Consider the following 16232-nt stretch of genomic DNA (forward strand, 5'->3'; position numbering starts at 1 on the left):
GTCAAAATGCGCCTGCGGCGCTACCTCGCGGGTGCGATCCGTCCCGACACCTCGCCCAGGCTGATCACGCTCCCGTCCGGGCCGGGCGCGGTCGCGGTGATCGTGACGACGTCCCCGTCCTCCAGGAAGGTCCGGGTCGAGCCGTCGGACAGCTTGAGCGGCTCGGCGCCGTTCCAGGTCAGCTCGATCAGCGACCCCCGCTCGCCCGGCTCGGCGCCGGAGACGGTGCCGCTGGCGTAGAGGTCGCCGGTGCGGAGCCGGGCGCCGTTGACGGTCATGTGGGCGAGCATCTGGTCGGGCGTCCAGTACATGTCCCGGTACGGCGGCCGGGAGACGACCTCGCCGTTGATAGCCACCTCCAGGCGGATGTCGAGCCCCCACGGCTCCTCGCGGCGCAGGTAGCCGAGCGGTTCCGGATCCTGCCGGCGGCCCTCGACGCGCGCCTCCGACAGGGCCGCGAGCGGGGTGATCCACGGCGACACCGAGGTCGCGAACGACTTGCCGAGGAACGGGCCCAGCGGGACGTACTCCCAGGCCTGGATGTCGCGGGCGCTCCAGTCGTTGACCAGGGTCACGCCGAACACGTGGTCGTCGAACCGGCCGGCCCGCTCGCCCAGCGCGGTCGGCGCGCCGACGACGAAGCCCAGCTCCGCCTCGATGTCCAGCTTGGCCGAGGGGCCGAACACCCCCGCGCCGCGCTGGCCGGACGGCCGCGTGACGGGGGTGCCGGACACGACGACGGTCCCGGCCCGGCCGTGGTAGCCGACCGGCAGGTGCCGCCAGTTGGGCTTGAGCGGCTCCTCGTCGGGGCGGAACATGCGGCCCAGGTTGGAGGCGTGCTCCAGCGAGCAGTAGAAGTCGACGTAGTCGCCCACCTCGATCGGCAGGTGCAGCCTGACCTGGTCCAGCGGGATCAGGTGCGGCTCGACCGTGGCCCGGTCGGTGCTCAGCTTGTTCCGCAGCACGGCCCGGGTGTCCCGCCAGGCGGCCGGTCCCCGGGACAGGAAGGCGTTGAGCGACCCGGTGGCGAAGACCTCGTCGTGCAGGGCCCCGGTGAGGTCGACCACGTGGTCGCCGTACCGTACGCCGACACGCGGGGTCTCCCCCTCGCGCCGGGAGAAGACCCCGTACGGCAGATTGTCCAGGCCCCAGCCCATCACGCGTTCTCCACTTCGGTCGGTTCTCCGGTCAGGTTTCCGATCAGGCCGAGGACGCGCAGGTCCTCGACCGGGGTGCTCGTGCTGCACGAGCCGTACGACACCAGCAGCTCCCGGGCCCGCGCGGCGGTCCCGTCCGGTACGGCGCGCGCCAGCCGGGTCAGTTCGCCGACGTCGGTCAGCGTGAGCACCGGGACCGGGTCGTGGCCCGCCACGGCCGCGCAGACCGCGAGGACCAGGTTGAGGAAGCCGTGCCGGTCGACGCCCAGCGACGGGTCGAAGTGCCGGACCGCGTGGTGCAGCCCGGCGGTCGCCTTGAACGGGACGCCGTGCTCGGCGCAGTACGCGATGGCGGCGCCCAGGTCCCCGGCGGTGGGGAAGGCGTCGGCGGTCAGCCCGCCGCAGCGGAACTTCAGGCCGTGCCCGGCGGCGTCGCGGGGCAGGGCGGCGACCTCCCCGGGCGGCACCTCCACGAACAGCCGGGCCCCGGCCAGCCGGTCGGCCAGCCGGGCGGAGACCGCGGCGGGCGTCTCGCCGGGCGCCCGCCGTGTCTCCACCAGTTCGACGGTGAGGTCGCCGAGCGGCGGGACGTCCGGGGTGTCGAGGATCAGGCCGAGCCGGATCGGGAAGGTCAGGTGCTCGCGGAGCTCCGCCAGGCGGGTGGCCGGGCAGAGGAACCGGTGGGTGAGCACGGGCTCGCCGCCGGCCAGGTCGCCGCGGTGCCGTTCCAGCGCCTCGGCCATCGGGAGCGCGGTCGGCGGGAACAGTCCGGCGTCGTCCACGAGCCTCCGGAAGAGCGCCGCCGTGGCCGGGCCCGAGTCCGCCGTCGGGCCCGGGGCCCCGGCCGGGGTGGTGTCCGCCGGGGCGGGGCGGGTTCCGGCCGGGCCGGTGTCCGCGGCCCGCGCGGCGGTCGTCACCGGGCCGGTGCCCGGGGTCGGGTGCGGGTCCGTCACGGGGCCCGGCGGCTGCGGGTCCGTCACCGGGCCCACGTCCAGGCGTAGGCGGGGTCCTCCACCGAGAGGCCGGCGGGGCCGAGGTCGAGCGGGCGGAAGGTGTCGACCATCACCGCGAGCTCGCTCGTCTGCGTGTTCCCCTGCCGTACCGCCTCGATGACGGCCTCGACGGCGCCCGGCTGGGGGCCGTGCGTGAACCCGGCGGGGTGCAGCGAGACCGAGCCGATGTCGATGCCCGAGCCCTTGCGCGCGCTGTAGTCGCCGCCCGCGTAGAACATGAGCTCGTCGGAGTCGACGTTGTGGTGGTTGTACGGGACGGGGACGGCCTCCGGGTGGAAGTCCAGCGGCCGGGGGCAGAACGAGCAGATCACGAAGTTCGGGCCCTCGAAGGTCTGGTGCACCGGCGGCGGCGCGTGGGTCCGCTTCACGACGGGCTCGAAGTCGTCGATGTTGAACGCGTACGGGTACAGGCAGCCGTCCCAGCCGACCACGTCGAAGGGGTGGTTGCGGTAGACCAGCCGGGTCAGCCCGCCACGCGTGCGGACCAGCACCGGCACCTCCTCGCCCTCGACGGTCAGGGGCTCCTGCGGGGTGCGCAGGTCGCGCTCGGAGTAGGGCGCGTGCTCCAGGAACTGGCCGTACTGCGACAGGTAGCGCCTGGGCGGCCGGATGTGGCCCGCCGCCTCGATGACGAAGGCCGTGACGCGCCCCCGGGGGACCCACCGGTGGATCGTCCCGGTGGGGATGACGACGTAGTCGCCCGCGCCGGCCTCGATCACCCCGTACGTCGACTCGAACCTGACCTGCCCCGTGGCGATGTAGACGCACTCGTCGCCCATGGAGTTGCGGTACAGCCCGCTGGGCGCGTCGGTCGCGGCGTACGACATGCGGACGTCGCCGTTGCCCGCGAGCAGCCCGCGGCCGGTGACCAGGTCACCGCCGTCGGGCAGGTCCTGGGTGCGCAGGTGGCGGGGGGAGAGCGGCAGGTTGGGGACCAGCCGCCCGGACTCGGCGGGCTCGACGGCCTCGGCCTTGACGATCGCGGTGGGGAGGTGGCGGTGGTAGAGCAGCGACGAGTCGCTGGAGAAGCCCTCCTCGCCCATCAGCTCCTCGGCGTACAGCCCGCCGTCGGGCCGCCGGAACTGCACGTGCCGCTTGCGCGGGATCTCACCTACGGCGCGGTAGTACGGCATCCGCCCCTCCAATGTGTCCGTTTATCGGACGTTAGTGTCCTCTATACGAACAACCATCTGTCATGGGAGGGGCGATGTCAAACACGGGCCGAGAGCCGGACCCCCGCCGGGCGTTCCTGCCGGGGGAACGCGCGCCTGTCCCGAGCCGGTGCTCTACGCGGCCGCCCGGCCCGTCGTTCCCCGACGCCCGGACGGCGGGCTGCGCCTACGGGGCGAGCCCGTCGAAGGCGACCGGGAGGTGGCGCGGGCCGCGCAGCACGGGGTTGCGCCGATACGGGGGCGGGTCGTCCACCAGGCGGAGCTCGCCGAGCCGGCGGGCGATCTCGGCCAGGGCGAGCTGCGCCTCCAGCCGGGCGAGCGGCGCGCCGAAGCAGTAGTGGACGCCGCTGCCGAAGCCGAGGTGCCGGTTGTCCCGGCGGTCGGGGTCGAAACGGTCGGGGTCGGCGAAGCGGCGGGGATCCCGGTTGCCGGAGGCGAGCATGAGCCAGACCGGCGCCCCCCTGGGGATCGTGGTGCCGGCGATGTCGATGTCGGCGAGCGCGGTGCGCTGCGGCAGCAACTGCACCGGCGGTTCGAACCGCAGCAGCTCCTCCACGAGCGGGACCGCCAGGCCCGGGTCGTCACGGAGCCTCTTGAGCGTGCCGGGGTTGCGCAGCAGGGTGAGCGTCCCGTTGGCGATGAGGTTGACCGTGGTCTCGTGCCCGGCGATGAGGAGCAGGACGGCGGTGACGACGAGCTCCACCGGCGACATCCGCCCCTCGGGCCCGCGGTCGGTGACCATCGCGGAGAGCAGGTCGTCGCCGGGCGCGCGGCGGTGCTCCTCGATCAGCCCGGCGAGATACAGGCCCAGCTCCGTCCTGGCCCGCTGGGCGGCGCGCTGCCGCTCGGCGGGGCCCTCGGAGGGGGTGGGTTCGAGGCCGGAGACGATCGTCTCGGCCCAGGCGTGGAAGCGGGGCTCGTCCCGGTGCGGTACGCCGAGGAGCTTGCAGATCACCATCACCGGGAAGGGGTAGGCGAGGTCCTCCACGATGTCGACCCGGTCCCTGCCCTCGAAGCCGTCGATCAGGCCGGTGACCATCCGGGCGAGCTCCCCGCGCATGCCGTGGATCCGCCGTGGGCACGCCGGCGGCCCGAACGACCGGGTCGCCAGCCGGCGGAGCCGGTCGTGCTCGGGCGGGTCGAGCCGCAGGAAGCTGGCCGGCAGGTTCGCGTTCTCCTCCTCGGTGGCGAGGGGCCCGCCCGCCTGCGGGGCGCGGTTGCGCGCGTCGGAGCTGATCCGCGGGTCGTGGAGCAGGCCGAGGATCTCCCAGTACGTGCTGACCACGTAGACACCGTCGTCCTGTCGCGACACCGGGGTCCTGCGCAACTCGGCGTAGAGGGGATAGGGGTCGGCGCGGTTGGCGTGGTCGAGGATCTGCTCCAGCAGCGTGCCCGGAGTCATCGGATACCTCCAACGTGGAGACCCCGGGCCGCGGCCTGGACGTGATCGGCCGGGGAAGAGACGTGATCGGTCGAGGAAGGACGGCCCGCCGTCAGAAACGGGCGGGCGTGAACGTGACCCGCCGCTCGCTGGGCGAGTAGCCGCTCAGGGTGACGGTGGGGCCGTGGCTGGGCAGCGCGGGGTCCGGGAAGTCGGCCGCGACCGGGCGCATCCCCTCGGGCCGCCGGTCGACGGTGGCGAAATCCGGCGGGAAGGGGGCCGCGGACTCGATCAGGCGGCAGTAGAAGTCCAGCCATCTGGCCTGGTCGAAGGCGACCGCGGCGATGACACGCCCCTGGTGGCCGTAAGCCGCCACGAAGCGGTGCTCGCCGAGCGAGCCCTGGGTGACGACGAGCTCGCCGCCCATGGTCGGGACGCCGACGGACTTGATGTTGACGCCGAACTGGGCGGACCAGAAGGCCGGCACCCACAGGTGCGGGCGGCGGTCGGGCCCCGCGCTGGTCATGTTGTGGGCCGCGATCTCGGCCTGGGCGACCGCGTTGCCCCAGTGCTCCAGCGAGAGGAACTGGTAGCCGAAGAGCGGGTGCGGGGAGCGGGCGACGTCCCCGGCGACGAAGATGTCGTCGGTGACGATGCCGTGGATGTCGAAGGCCCTGCACCCGGCGTCGCAGGCGATCCCGCGCGGGCCCGCGGCCAGCCCCGACCCGGTGAGCCACTCGGTGTTGCGCAGCGCGCCGAGCGCGATCACGGCGACGTCGGCGTCCAGCGTGGTGCCGTCGGACAGGTGGGCGCAGCGCAGGCGTCCCGCCGCGTCGCCCTCCAGCGCGGTCACCGTGATACCGCAGCGCAGGTCGACACCGTGGCGGCGCTGCAACTCCGCCGCGACCGCGCCGACGACCCCGCCCAGCGCCCCCACCAGCGGGGCCGGGCCGCGTTCGGCGACCGTGACCTCCAGTCCGCGCTCCCGGCAGGCCGAGGCCACCTCGGAGCCGGTGAACCCGGCGCCGATGACGAGCACCCGGCGCGGCCGGGCGTCCAGCCGCCGCCCGAGGCGGGCGGCGTCGTCGCCGGTCCGCAGGGTGAACACCCCGTCCAGGTCGGCCTCGGCCTCCCTGACCCACGGCCGGGCGCGGGTGCCGGTCGCGATCAGCAGGCGGTCGAACCCGACCTCCTCGCCGTCGGCCAGGCGCACCCGCTTGCCGGCCAGGTCCAGTCCGGTGGCGGCGACGCCGAGCCGCCAGCGGGCGTCGAGCGCGCGGCGCCGGGGCAGGGCCGTGCCGTCCGCCGGCACCCGGCCGAGCAGGACCTGTTTGGACAGCGGCGGACGGTCGTAGGGCTCGTGCGGCTCGTCGCCGATCACGGTCAGCGATCCGGTGAAGCCCCGCTCGCGCAACGTCTCCGCCGCCCGTAGGCCGGCCAGGGAAGCGCCGACCACGACGGCGCGGCCGTTACGCCTGAACGCCTCCGCTGATCCGTCACCCGCCACGTGAGCCCGCCCCCTCCGCGGCCCGCTCCTCGACCTGGTCGAGGAGGATGGCCTGGACCGGGCAGGCCGCCGCGGCCCGCATGACGTTCTCGCGCTGCGTCTCGCCGACCTGCGGGCTGTAGAGCAGCGCCTCCTCCCCGTGCATGGTGAACACGTCCGGGGCCAGGTATGCGCACTGGGCGTATCCCTGGCACCGGTTGAGATCGACGACGAGCCTCATGAACCCCGTCCCTCCCGCGGGTCCGGTCACCGCGTGCTGTCAGGGTAAGGCGCTGATTGGGAGAAATGTCATTCCCAATCAGATTTTTTGACGTTATAAATATTTTTTCCGTTTCACCGGCAGAGAATGGGCGGCCGGTGGTTTACGGACCGGAGGTGGCGCGGTTCCGGTGCTCCCTCTGCTCTTCCGGCGGGGACTCACCGGAAACACCTGGTTTTCGGGAATGGGCTTTTACGCCCCGGCGGTCCGGGATTCCCGTGCTCGGTGACCGTCCGCCGGCCACCGAGCCGGACTCGCGCGTCAGGGCCCACGGCCGACGGCGCAGGGTTCGCCCGCGTGTCAGGGCTTGCGGCCGACGGCGCGGAAGCGGAGTTCGCCCGCGTGTCAGGGCTTGCGGCCGACGGCGCAGAACTCGTCCACCTCACGTCCGGTGCCGAGCTGCGCGGCCTCCGGACGCCAGAGCGGACACGAGACCACGCCGGGCTCGACCAGTTCCAGGCCCTCGAAGTAGCTCGCGATCTGCTCGGGGCTGCGGAGGATGTACGGGACCGAGCCGGCCTCGTTCCAGATGGCGATGGCCTCCTCGAACTCCTTGGCGCGGATGACGTTGGTGCCGTCGGCGACCGCCAGGTAGCTGCCGGAGGGCATCTCCGCCAGCAGCCGGCGCACGATCGACCGGCCCTCCTCGATGTCGACGATGTGCCCGAGGATGTTCATCAGCATGAGCCCGATGGGCCGGTCGAAGTCCAGCGTGCCCCGGGCCGCCTCGATGATCTTCTCGGGGTCGCGCAGGTCGGAGTCGATGTACTCGGTGGCGCCCTCGGGGGTCCCGGTCAGCAGGGCTCGGGCGTGCGCCAGCACCATGGGGTCGTTGTCGACGTAGACGATGTGCGCGTCCGGGGCGACGCGCTGCGCGACCTGGTGGGTGTTGTCGACGGTGGGCAGGCCGGTGCCGATGTCGAGGAACTGGCGGATGCCCGCCTCTCCGGCCATGTAACGGACGGCGCGGGAGAGGAACGCCCGGGAGGAACGGGCGATGTCGACGATGTCCGGGAAGATCTCGCGGAACTGGTCGCCGATCTCGCGGTCGACGGCGTAGTTGTCCTTGCCGCCCAGCCAGTAGTTCCAGATCCGGGCGGAGTGCGCCACGCTGCTGTCGAGGGCGGTCGGCAGCTGCTGGTCGGGAGCGTCTGGGGAGGTCTCGTCGGGCACGGGGTGCTCTTTCTCTGGCGCCGGAAGAGGGAAGATCTTTACGGTGCCATCTTGCCGGGTTGTTCCCGGTCCCGCCGATTTTTGCCGACTGTTTCTGGATTTTTCGACAGCGGAGGTCCGGGTGGGGAGAGGAGCGCTTCGCTCTCCGCGCTGTCAGGCCAGGGAACGGGCCAGTTCGGCGGCGGTGGCGGCGACCCGGGGGCCGACGGCCTCGGGGTCCAGCGGGCTGAAGGCGACCACGCCCACCGACGCCTCCAACCACGGCAGGCCCGGCACCGGCGCGGCGATGCCCCGGGCGCCCTCCTGGAGCTGGCCCTCGGTGATCACGTAGTCCGTGCGGCCCTGGCGCAGGGCGAGGATGGCCAGCCCCGCGGCGCCCCTGGTCAGCGGGTGGCGGGAGCCCTCCCGGTAGGCGACGTGCATGTTCGTCCACGAGGGTTCGACCACCGCCACCGCCAGGCCGTCGTCGCCTTCGGCCACGGTCAGGTGCGCGGTCGCGCCCACCTCCTCGGCGAGCCCGCGCAGGGCGGGCAGCGCGCCCTCGCGCAGCAGCGGCTGCACCGCGCGGGCCAGCACGAGGACGCCGAAGCCCAGGTGCACCCGGCCCTCACCGTCGCGGCGGACGAAGCCCTCGCTCTGCAACGTGTTGAGCAGCCGGTAGACCGCCGGCCGGCTCAGCCCCAGCCCGGCCGCCAACTCGGTGGGCGTACGGCCCCGGTGGCCGTCGGCGAGCAGCCGCAGCAGCCGCAGCCCGCGCTCCAGGGTCTGCGAGGATTCGGCCGCCATCAGGACGTCCGAGAGGATGGGACCATTCCCTGATTATCGCCGGTGCCCTGCCCGGGAACGTCGCGGTCGGTGACCCGTCCGGTGTCCTGCCCGGGAACGTCGCGGTGGGTGACCCGTCCGGTGACCGGTGCCCGATGTGGTCCGCCGTTCCGCGGGAATCTACCGTGTGCCTGGTGAGCGGTCCGCGCGGGAGCGGGGCCGGGAGGCCCGGGAGAGATCCGGGGACGGCAGGGAAGAAGGTTGCGCGGATGAGGTCGGCCATCGTGATCGGGGCGGGGATCTGGGGCACGTCGCTGGCGTTGCGGCTGGCCGAGTCGGGCTGGCGGGTGACGCTGGTCGAGCAGTACCAGCCCGGCCACCTGCGGCAGGCGAGCGCCGGGGAGACCCGGCTGCTGCGCGCCGCGCACGGCACCGACGAGTGGTACGCCCGCCTGGCCAGGCGGGCCCGCGAGCTGTGGCGGGAACTCGGCGAGCGGACCGGCGAGGAACTGTACGCCGAGACGGGGATGCTCTGGTTCGCCCGTCAGGAGCAGGGCATGGAGCGGGCGGGCGCCGCGGTGCTGGAGCGGCTCGGCGTCCCGCACGAGCTGTGGGACCCGGCCAGGGCGGGCGCGGTCTTCCCCACCTTCCGCGGTGACGACCTGGCCTTCGCGCTCTGGGAGCCGGAGGCCGGGGCCGTCAGGGCCAGGCGGGCCACGCAGGTCACGGCCAAGCTCGCCCGCGCCGCCGGGGTCACCTTTCTCCGGGGCCGCGCGGAGCCGTACGGCGCGGCGGTGCGGGTCGGCGACGAGGTGCTCCGCGCCGACCGGGTGGTGTGGGCGTGCGGGGCGTGGCTGCCCCGGCTGTTCCCCGGGCTCGTCGACCTCCAGGTGACCAAGCAGGACACCCTGCACTTCACCGTTCAGGACGCCTGGGACACCCCGGCCTGGGTCGACTACGACGGCGCGATCTACGGGCACGGCGACATCGACGGCCTCGGCGTCAAGGCGACCTCGGACGCCGAGGGTGAGCCGTACGACGCGGAGACCGGCGACCGCCGGATCTCGCCGGAGAGCGAGAAGGTCGTCCGGGCCTACCTCCGGCGCAGGTTCCCGGGCCTGGCGGAGGCGCCCGTGCTGTTCTCCCAGACGTGCCAGTACACCAGCACGCGCGACGGCGAGTGGGTCATCGCCCAGCCGGAGGACGGCGTCTGGCTGCTCGGCGGTGATTCCGGGCACGGGTTCAAGCACGCGCCCGCCCTGGCGGAGTACGTCGCCGCGATCCTCGACGGCGAGCTGGAGCCCGAGGCCCGCTTCGGCCTCCACGAGCGGATCCCCGCCCGGGGCCTGCGCACCAGCGGTCAGATCGATGTGTGATCAGTTGTCATGCCGGTAATAAGCGGGCGCCGGGAATGTGCAGTGACCGGGCAAGAATTGCGCGAGATCCCTGCCGTAAGTTGCTAGGTCCCTGTACCTCGGCGAGGGGACGTGAGCATGAGCGAGACGCTGATCGCCCAGGTTGAGCGGTGGGCGCGCGAGATCCCGGATGCCCCCGCCTACACATTCGTGGACTACTCCACCGCGCATGACGGGGTCAGGCGGACGCTCTCCTGGGCCAGGGCGGACCTGCGGGCCCGCGCGCTGGCCGTGCGCCTGCGCGAGGTGGCGAGCCCCGGCGAGCGGGCGGCCGTCCTCGCCCCGCAGGGGCTGGAGTACGTCGTGGCGATGCTCGGCGCGATGTACGCCCGGGTGATCGCGGTGCCGCTCTTCGCGCCCGACCTGCCCGGCCACGCCGACCGGCTGATCCGCGCCTACGCCGACGCCGACCCCGTGTGCGTGCTCACCACGACCCCCGCCCTGGACGGCGTCCACGGTTTCCTCGACGGCTGCTCCGCCCCCCGGCCCAAGCAGATCATCACCCTCGACACCGTTTCGGACCTGCTCGCCGACGAGTGGGAACCCGAGCCGATCGGCCGGGACGACCTGGCCTACCTGCAGTACACCTCCGGCTCCACCCGCGCCCCCACCGGAGTCGAGATCAGCCACGGCAACTTCACCGCCAACGCCCACCAGCTCTGGAAGGCGTTCCGGGCCACCCCCCGGGTCTCCACGGCGGCACTGTGGCTGCCGCTCTTCCACGACATGGGCCTGATCGCCACGATCGCCGCGCCCATGGTCGGCGGCAACCACGCGGTGTTCATGGACCCCGTGGCGTTCGTCATGCATCCGGTGCGCTGGCTGCGCATGCTCACCGAGTACGAGGACGTGTTCACCGGCGGCCCCAACTTCGCCTACGAGTACACCGCGAGCCGCGTCACCGACGAGGAGAAGGCCGCCCTCGACCTGTCCGGGGTGTCGGTCATGCTGAACGGCGCCGAGCCGCTCCGGGGCAGCACGATCCATCGCTTCTCCGAGGCGTTCGCCGCCTGCGGGCTGCGGCCCGAGGCTCACACCCCCGGGTACGGCCTGGCCGAGGCGACGGTGTTCGTCACGGCCATGGACCGGGACCTGCCGGCCCGGGTCACCGCGTTCGACCGCGACCTGCTGACCGCCGGGCGGGCGGTGCCGGTCACCGGCCCGTGGCCCGGCTCTCCCGAGGGTGGCGGGCGGGTCAGCGAGCTGGTCTCCTGCGGGGTGCCGACGGGCCAGCGGGTGGTCGTCGCCGACGCGTCCGGAACGGTGAAACCGGACGGCGAGGTCGGTGAGATCTGGGTCCAGGGGCCGAACGTGGCGCGGGCCTACTGGCGGGACGAGGAACGCAGCGCCGAGGTCTTCGGCAACGTGCTCCGGGGAGAGGACGGCACCTGGCTGCGGACCGGGGACCTGGGTGTCATCCACGGCGGCGAGCTCTACGTCACCGGCCGGATCAAGGATCTGATCATCGTCGACGGGCGGAACCACTATCCACAGGATGTGGAGCTGACCGTGCAGGAGGCCGACCCGGCCGTCCGCCGCGACCACGTGGCCGCGTTCGCGGTGGCGGGGGAGGAGACCGAGCGGCTGGTGGTGGTGGCCGAGCGCTCCCGCAAGGCCGACGGGCGCGCCCCGGCGGAGGTCGCCGCCGCCGTCCGTGCCGCCGTCGCCAGGCACCACGACCTGCGGCTGCACGACTTCGTCCTGGTCGAGGCGGGGGCCGTGCCACGCACGTCGAGCGGCAAGATCGCCCGTGCCGCGTGCGCCCGCGCCTACCGGGACGGCGCGTTCCGGGATGCCGGGACCGGCGCGCGGGGTGCCGACACCTGATGTTCGAGTCGCTTGGGCGGGCCGTCCACCGAGGGCGCTGGTCCCTGCTGGTGCTGGGGACGGTGTGCGCGGTCCTCGCCGGCTACTTCGGGCTGGGGCTGTTCGGCAGGATGTCCGACGGCGGCTTCGACGACCCGGGGGCCGAGTCGACGCTGGCCGCCCAGTGGGGCGAGAAGTGGTTCGGCGGCAGCTCGCCCGACGTGGTGGCGCTCTACACGCACCCCACGTACGAGGCCGCCGACGAGCAGTTCAAGAAGGACGTGCAGGCCGCGCTGCGCGCCCTGCCGGCCGAGCACGTCACCGGCACCTCCACCTACTGGTCGACCCAGGCCAAGGAACTCGTCTCCGAGGACAGGCACTCCACCTACGCGCTCATCACCCTGCGCGGCGGGCAGCTCACCAAGCAGAGCGGCTACGAGGCGATCGGCGACACGCTGCGGAAGGCGCCCGCCGGATACACCGTCAAGATCGGCGGCCGGATCCCACTGCTCAAGGACCTCAACGCGCAGACCGGCGCCGACCTGCAGCAGGCCGAGGCCCTGTCGCTGCCGATCCTGCTCGTCCTGCTCGTCCTGGTCTTCGGCAGCCTGGTCGCGGCGGGGCTGCCCCTGGTCGTCGGGCTGTTCTCGGTGGCGGGGGCGCTCCTGCTGCTGCGGCTGCTCACCGAGGTGACCGACGTCTCGGTCTTCTCGCTGAACGTCGTGACGATGCTCGGGTTCGGCCTCGCCATCGACTACTCGCTGTTCGTGCTCAACGCCTTCCGGGAGGAGATTCGCCGGGGGGCGTCCACCGAGGCGGCCGTCGTGCGGACCATGGCCACGGCCGGCCGTACCGTCGCGTTCTCCGGGCTGACCGTGGCGACCTCGCTCAGCGGGTTGCTGCTGTTCCCGCAGATGTTCCTGCGGTCGATCGGCCTGGGCGCCGCGGCGGTGGTGCTGGTCGCGATGCTGGCCGCGCTGGTCGTGCTGCCCGCGCTGCTGGCCGTGCTCGGGCCCAGGGTGGACGCGATCAGGATCGTGCCGGACTTCGGCCGCCGCCGGGTGGGAACCTGGCACGGGATCGCCTCCAGCGTCATGCGGCGGCCGGTCGCCTACCTCACCGGGGTCGGCGTGCTCCTGGTCGCGCTGGCGGCGCCGTTCCTGCATGCCCGGTTCGGCAACGTCGACCACCGCGTGCTGCCCGAGCGGTTCGAGAGCCGCCAGGTCGCCGAGGAGATCAATTCCAGGTTCGCCAGGAACGCCATGTCCCCCATCGAGGTCATCGTGCTCATCGAGCGCGACCTGGTCGGGCCGATGACCGCCGCGGCACCCGGTGCCCTCACCTCGGAGGTCGGAACCCGGAAGGGCCCTGTCGGCGTCGGCACCTCCGGGATCACCCCGGTCACCGAGGTCGGGCCGGCGGACGTGAAGGTCTTCGTGGAGCGGCTGGAGGCGCTCGACCATGTCACCGGCGTGGACGTCACGGGCGTCTCCCAGAACGGCGGCGCGGTGCGCCTGGCGGTCCGCTACGACATGGACCCGATGTCGGACGAGGCCCGCGCCCTGGTCGAGCGGATCCGCGAGCTGCCGCCCGAACCGAACTTCCAGGGCGTGGTCGTCGGCGGGGCCACCGCCGCCCAGCTCGACCTGCAGGCCAGCCTGACGGCGACCCTGCCGTGGACCGCGCTGGTCGTCTGCCTGATGACCGGTCTGCTGTTGTTCGCCGCGTTCGGCTCGATCCTGCTGCCGATCAAGGCGATCCTGATGAACATCCTGTCCCTGGGCGCGTCGTTCGGCGTGATCGTCTGGGCCTTCCAGGACGGCAACCTCGCGGGCGTGCTGGACTTCACCCCGACGGGCACCATCGAGGCCACCATCACGGTGCTGATCCTGGCGGTGGTGTTCGGCCTGTCCATGGACTACGAACTGTTCCTGCTCAGCCGGGTCCGCGCGGAGTGGCTCCGGACCCGCGACAACACCGCCGCCGTGGCGGTCGGCCTGGAACGGACCGGCGGCGTCATCACCAGCGCCGCGTTGCTGCTGCTCGTCGTCATCGCGGCGTTCTCCACCGCCGGGATCACGATCGTGAAGATGCTCGGCGTCGGCATGTTCGTGGCCATCGTGGTGGACGCGACCCTGGTCAGGGCGCTCCTGGTGCCCGCCACGATGCGCCTGATGGGCGAGGCCAACTGGTGGCTGCCGGGCTTCCTCCGGAGAATCCACCGCCGGATCGAGATCCGCGAGCACGATCCGGAGGGGGTACCCGTCCCGTACGCGACCGCCGTACGCGACACCCCGTACGCGGCGGCGGAGCGCGCGGCCGTACGTGTGCGTGCGGCCGCTCACGTGCGTGGCGACGCGCATGCGGCGGCGGGGCGCGACACCCCGTACGTGACCGTGGAGCGGGACGTCCCGTACGTGACGGTGGAAAGGGAGACCCCATACGTGACCGTGGAGCGGGACGTCCCGTACGTGACCGTGGAGCGAGAGACCGGCTCCGCCGCTCGCCGTCCAGGTCCCAAGCACCGCCTGGGAGCCTCCTCACCCGCCCCGCAGATCACCGCCCCCGCCCCCGCCCCCGGCCCCGCGCCGCTCGTCCCCGCCGTCCCGGTGCGTGTGATCAGGACGACCCCCGACGGCACCGGCTGGTACTGGGCCGACGCCTCCGCCCCTCCCCGGGATCTGCCCGTCCCACCGACCCCGCCACCGCCCGCGCGTCCCGTCCCCGAGACCGCGCCCGGGGGCGGGTCCGCATCCAGGTCTGTGCCCGGGTCCGTGCCCGAGTTCGCGTCTGGTGTCGTGCCCGGGTCCGTGCCCGTGCCCGGGTCCGTGCCCGTGCCCGGGTCCGTGCCCGTGTCCGGGTCCGTATCCGGGTTCGCGTCTGGTGTCGCACCCGCGCCCGGGTCCGTGTCCGGGGGCGATCCGTCGTCCCGGCGTCGTCCGGTGCGGCCACCGGACACCCCTCGCCTGGAACCCCACCGGCCGCGTGCCCCCCGCGCCCCGGCTCCGGAGGAGACGCACGTGATGCGGCAGGAGCCATCGGCTCCGCCCCGGGAGCCCCTGATCCCGTATGCCGAGCCCGATGCCCCGTCCCACCGGCAGCACCGTTCGAACCCGTACCCGCTGCCGGGGATCGACGTCGAGTCCCCGTCCCCCACCCCCGCGCCGCGTTCGGCACCCCCGGAGACTTCCACGCGTTCGAAGCCCTCCGCGCCACCGGCCCGGCCCGCACCGCCACCGGCCAAGGGCAGGACCAAGAAGGTGGTCAAGCCCAACCTGGACGGTCCCGGCTGGCACTGGGCCGAGGAGCCCGAGGACGACCCGGCGCCGCCGCAGCCCCTGCCGGCCGCCCCGGATGCCGCAGAATCGCCCCTCCCGGCCCCACCGCGCCGGCAACCTCCTGTTCCGGTGTCGTCGGATCGGCGGCCTTCTGCTCCCGCGTCGCCGCACCGGCAGGTTCCCGCCCGGACCGCGTCGGCTCCGCGGATTCCCGAGCCGCCGGCCCCTCCGGCCCGCCCCTCGGTGCCGGCCGGTCCGCTCCCGGGGTGTGCCTCCGCGTCCCCGCCTCCGCCGCCTGCCCGGCCTCAGGTCACGCCCTTCCCGGTACTCCAGGTACGTCTCGAACCCATGCGCCCACAGCCGCCCCGGCCCGTCCCGGCCGACCGGCAGGCGTCTCCCGCGGGCCCCGGTCCTCACGGACGCCCCGCGTACCCGGCTCCGGCGGCCCCGGCGGGCACCGCGGCCCTGGAAAGCGCGGCGGGCGCGGTGATCCCGGCCGGGGCGGCCGCCCCGGGGGGCACGCCGGGCCTGACCGGTCCGGACAACACGCCAGGCGCTGCGACGCCGGGGGAGGCCGCAGGCGCAGCCGGGCCGGGAGACCTCCAGAGGGACGTCCCGGGGAGCGTCTCAGGGGGCGTCCCGGACCCGGCTCCGCGGCCTCGTACCGGTGAGGGCGGGTGGCGCGCGCCGGACGTCCCGATGGTCAGCAGCCACCTCATCGACCAGCTGGAGCCGCTCATCCGGCCCCCGGTCGTCACGCGGGTCACGCCGCGGCCCCCCGAGCCGCCGCGCATCCCGACTCCGCAGACCTCGGAACCTCGGATCCCGGCGCTCTCCGACCCCGTACCGTCCGTTCCGGCACCCCAGGCCGCCCGGCCTCCGGTGGCTCCCCGGGAGGACCGGCCGGACGACGGCCGGCCGGGGGCCGTACCCGGACGAGGCGGGCAGGAGCCGGCCGCCGACGCACCGACTGTCGGCACCGTACCGACCGCCGACGCACCGGCCGCCGGTGCCATGCCGGCGATCGGGCAGGAGCCCGTGGCGCCCACGACCCCGAGGCAACTCCCGAAGCAGTTCCCCACGCAGCCCCCGAGGCAGGAGGCCGAGGAACGGGTCGGAGGCTGGGTCGCCGTGGGCGCCAGGGCCACCCGGGTCGTGCGGCCCACGGCGAACGGGGCGGGCTGGGAATGGGTCGAGGTGGACGATTGAGCGACCGCACCGCCAGACCCGCAACCGCGGACCCGTTCTCCGCTCCGGCCGCAGGGCAGGCGGGTGGCGCCGTGCCTGCCGGTCAGGGGCAGGAGGA

The 16232-nt window shown here is 73.6% G+C and carries 11 protein-coding genes; 3 read left to right on the top strand and 8 right to left on the bottom strand.

The features are described from left to right. Window positions 1–20: 20 nt before the first annotated feature. The 8 genes from fahA to ABD841_RS16260 form a co-directional block, all read right to left on the bottom strand. Window positions 21–1157: a fumarylacetoacetase gene (fahA, locus tag ABD841_RS16225; RefSeq protein ID WP_344972220.1), complete on the bottom strand. Its 1137-nt coding sequence runs from the start codon at window positions 1155–1157 to the stop codon at window positions 21–23. Further along, on the bottom strand, window positions 1157–2137 hold the full coding sequence (locus ABD841_RS16230) for a hypothetical protein (RefSeq protein WP_344972222.1): 981 nt from the start codon (window positions 2135–2137) through the stop codon (window positions 1157–1159). Before ABD841_RS16230 ends, fahA begins: the two co-directional genes overlap by 1 nt. Beyond that, on the bottom strand, window positions 2134–3303 hold the full coding sequence (locus tag ABD841_RS16235) for a homogentisate 1,2-dioxygenase (RefSeq protein ID WP_344972224.1): 1170 nt from the start codon (window positions 3301–3303) through the stop codon (window positions 2134–2136). Before ABD841_RS16235 ends, ABD841_RS16230 begins: the two co-directional genes overlap by 4 nt. A 205-nt stretch (window positions 3304–3508) precedes the next feature. Beyond that, a complete protein-coding gene (locus tag ABD841_RS16240; RefSeq protein ID WP_344972226.1) occupies window positions 3509–4744 on the bottom strand; it encodes a cytochrome P450 in 1236 nt (411 codons plus the stop codon). A 91-nt stretch (window positions 4745–4835) separates the two neighbouring features. Next, window positions 4836–6230, bottom strand: a complete 1395-nt coding sequence (locus ABD841_RS16245; protein ID WP_344972227.1) for an NAD(P)/FAD-dependent oxidoreductase — start codon at window positions 6228–6230, stop codon at window positions 4836–4838. Next, a complete protein-coding gene (locus tag ABD841_RS16250; RefSeq protein ID WP_344972229.1) occupies window positions 6220–6450 on the bottom strand; it encodes a ferredoxin in 231 nt (76 codons plus the stop codon). Before ABD841_RS16250 ends, ABD841_RS16245 begins: the two co-directional genes overlap by 11 nt. 384 nt (window positions 6451–6834) lie before the next feature. Beyond that, window positions 6835–7662: an SAM-dependent methyltransferase gene (locus ABD841_RS16255; protein WP_344972231.1), complete on the bottom strand. Its 828-nt coding sequence runs from the start codon at window positions 7660–7662 to the stop codon at window positions 6835–6837. Window positions 7663–7815: 153 nt separating this feature from the next. Then, window positions 7816–8448, bottom strand: a complete 633-nt coding sequence (locus tag ABD841_RS16260) for an IclR family transcriptional regulator (protein WP_344972233.1) — start codon at window positions 8446–8448, stop codon at window positions 7816–7818. 248 nt (window positions 8449–8696) lie between these two features. On the opposite strand from ABD841_RS16260, the gene ABD841_RS16265 reads away from it, so the two are divergent. The 3 genes from ABD841_RS16265 (at window position 8697) to ABD841_RS16275 (ending at window position 16135) form a co-directional block, all read left to right on the top strand. Next, a complete protein-coding gene (locus ABD841_RS16265; RefSeq protein ID WP_344972235.1) occupies window positions 8697–9803 on the top strand; it encodes an NAD(P)/FAD-dependent oxidoreductase in 1107 nt (368 codons plus the stop codon). 117 nt (window positions 9804–9920) lie between these two features. Next, the gene (locus ABD841_RS16270; RefSeq protein WP_344972237.1) at window positions 9921–11669 is read left to right on the top strand and encodes a fatty acyl-AMP ligase; all 1749 of its coding nucleotides are present in this window, start codon (window positions 9921–9923) and stop codon (window positions 11667–11669) included. Further along, entirely contained in the window at window positions 11669–16135 is a 4467-nt protein-coding gene (locus ABD841_RS16275) for an MMPL family transporter (protein ID WP_344972239.1), read from the top strand. The genes ABD841_RS16270 and ABD841_RS16275 overlap by 1 nt, the downstream gene beginning before the upstream one ends. The last annotated feature ends 97 nt before the right edge of the window (window positions 16136–16232 follow it).

The organism is Streptosporangium fragile, assembly GCF_039534445.1.
GTDB lineage: Bacteria > Actinomycetota > Actinomycetes > Streptosporangiales > Streptosporangiaceae > Streptosporangium > Streptosporangium fragile.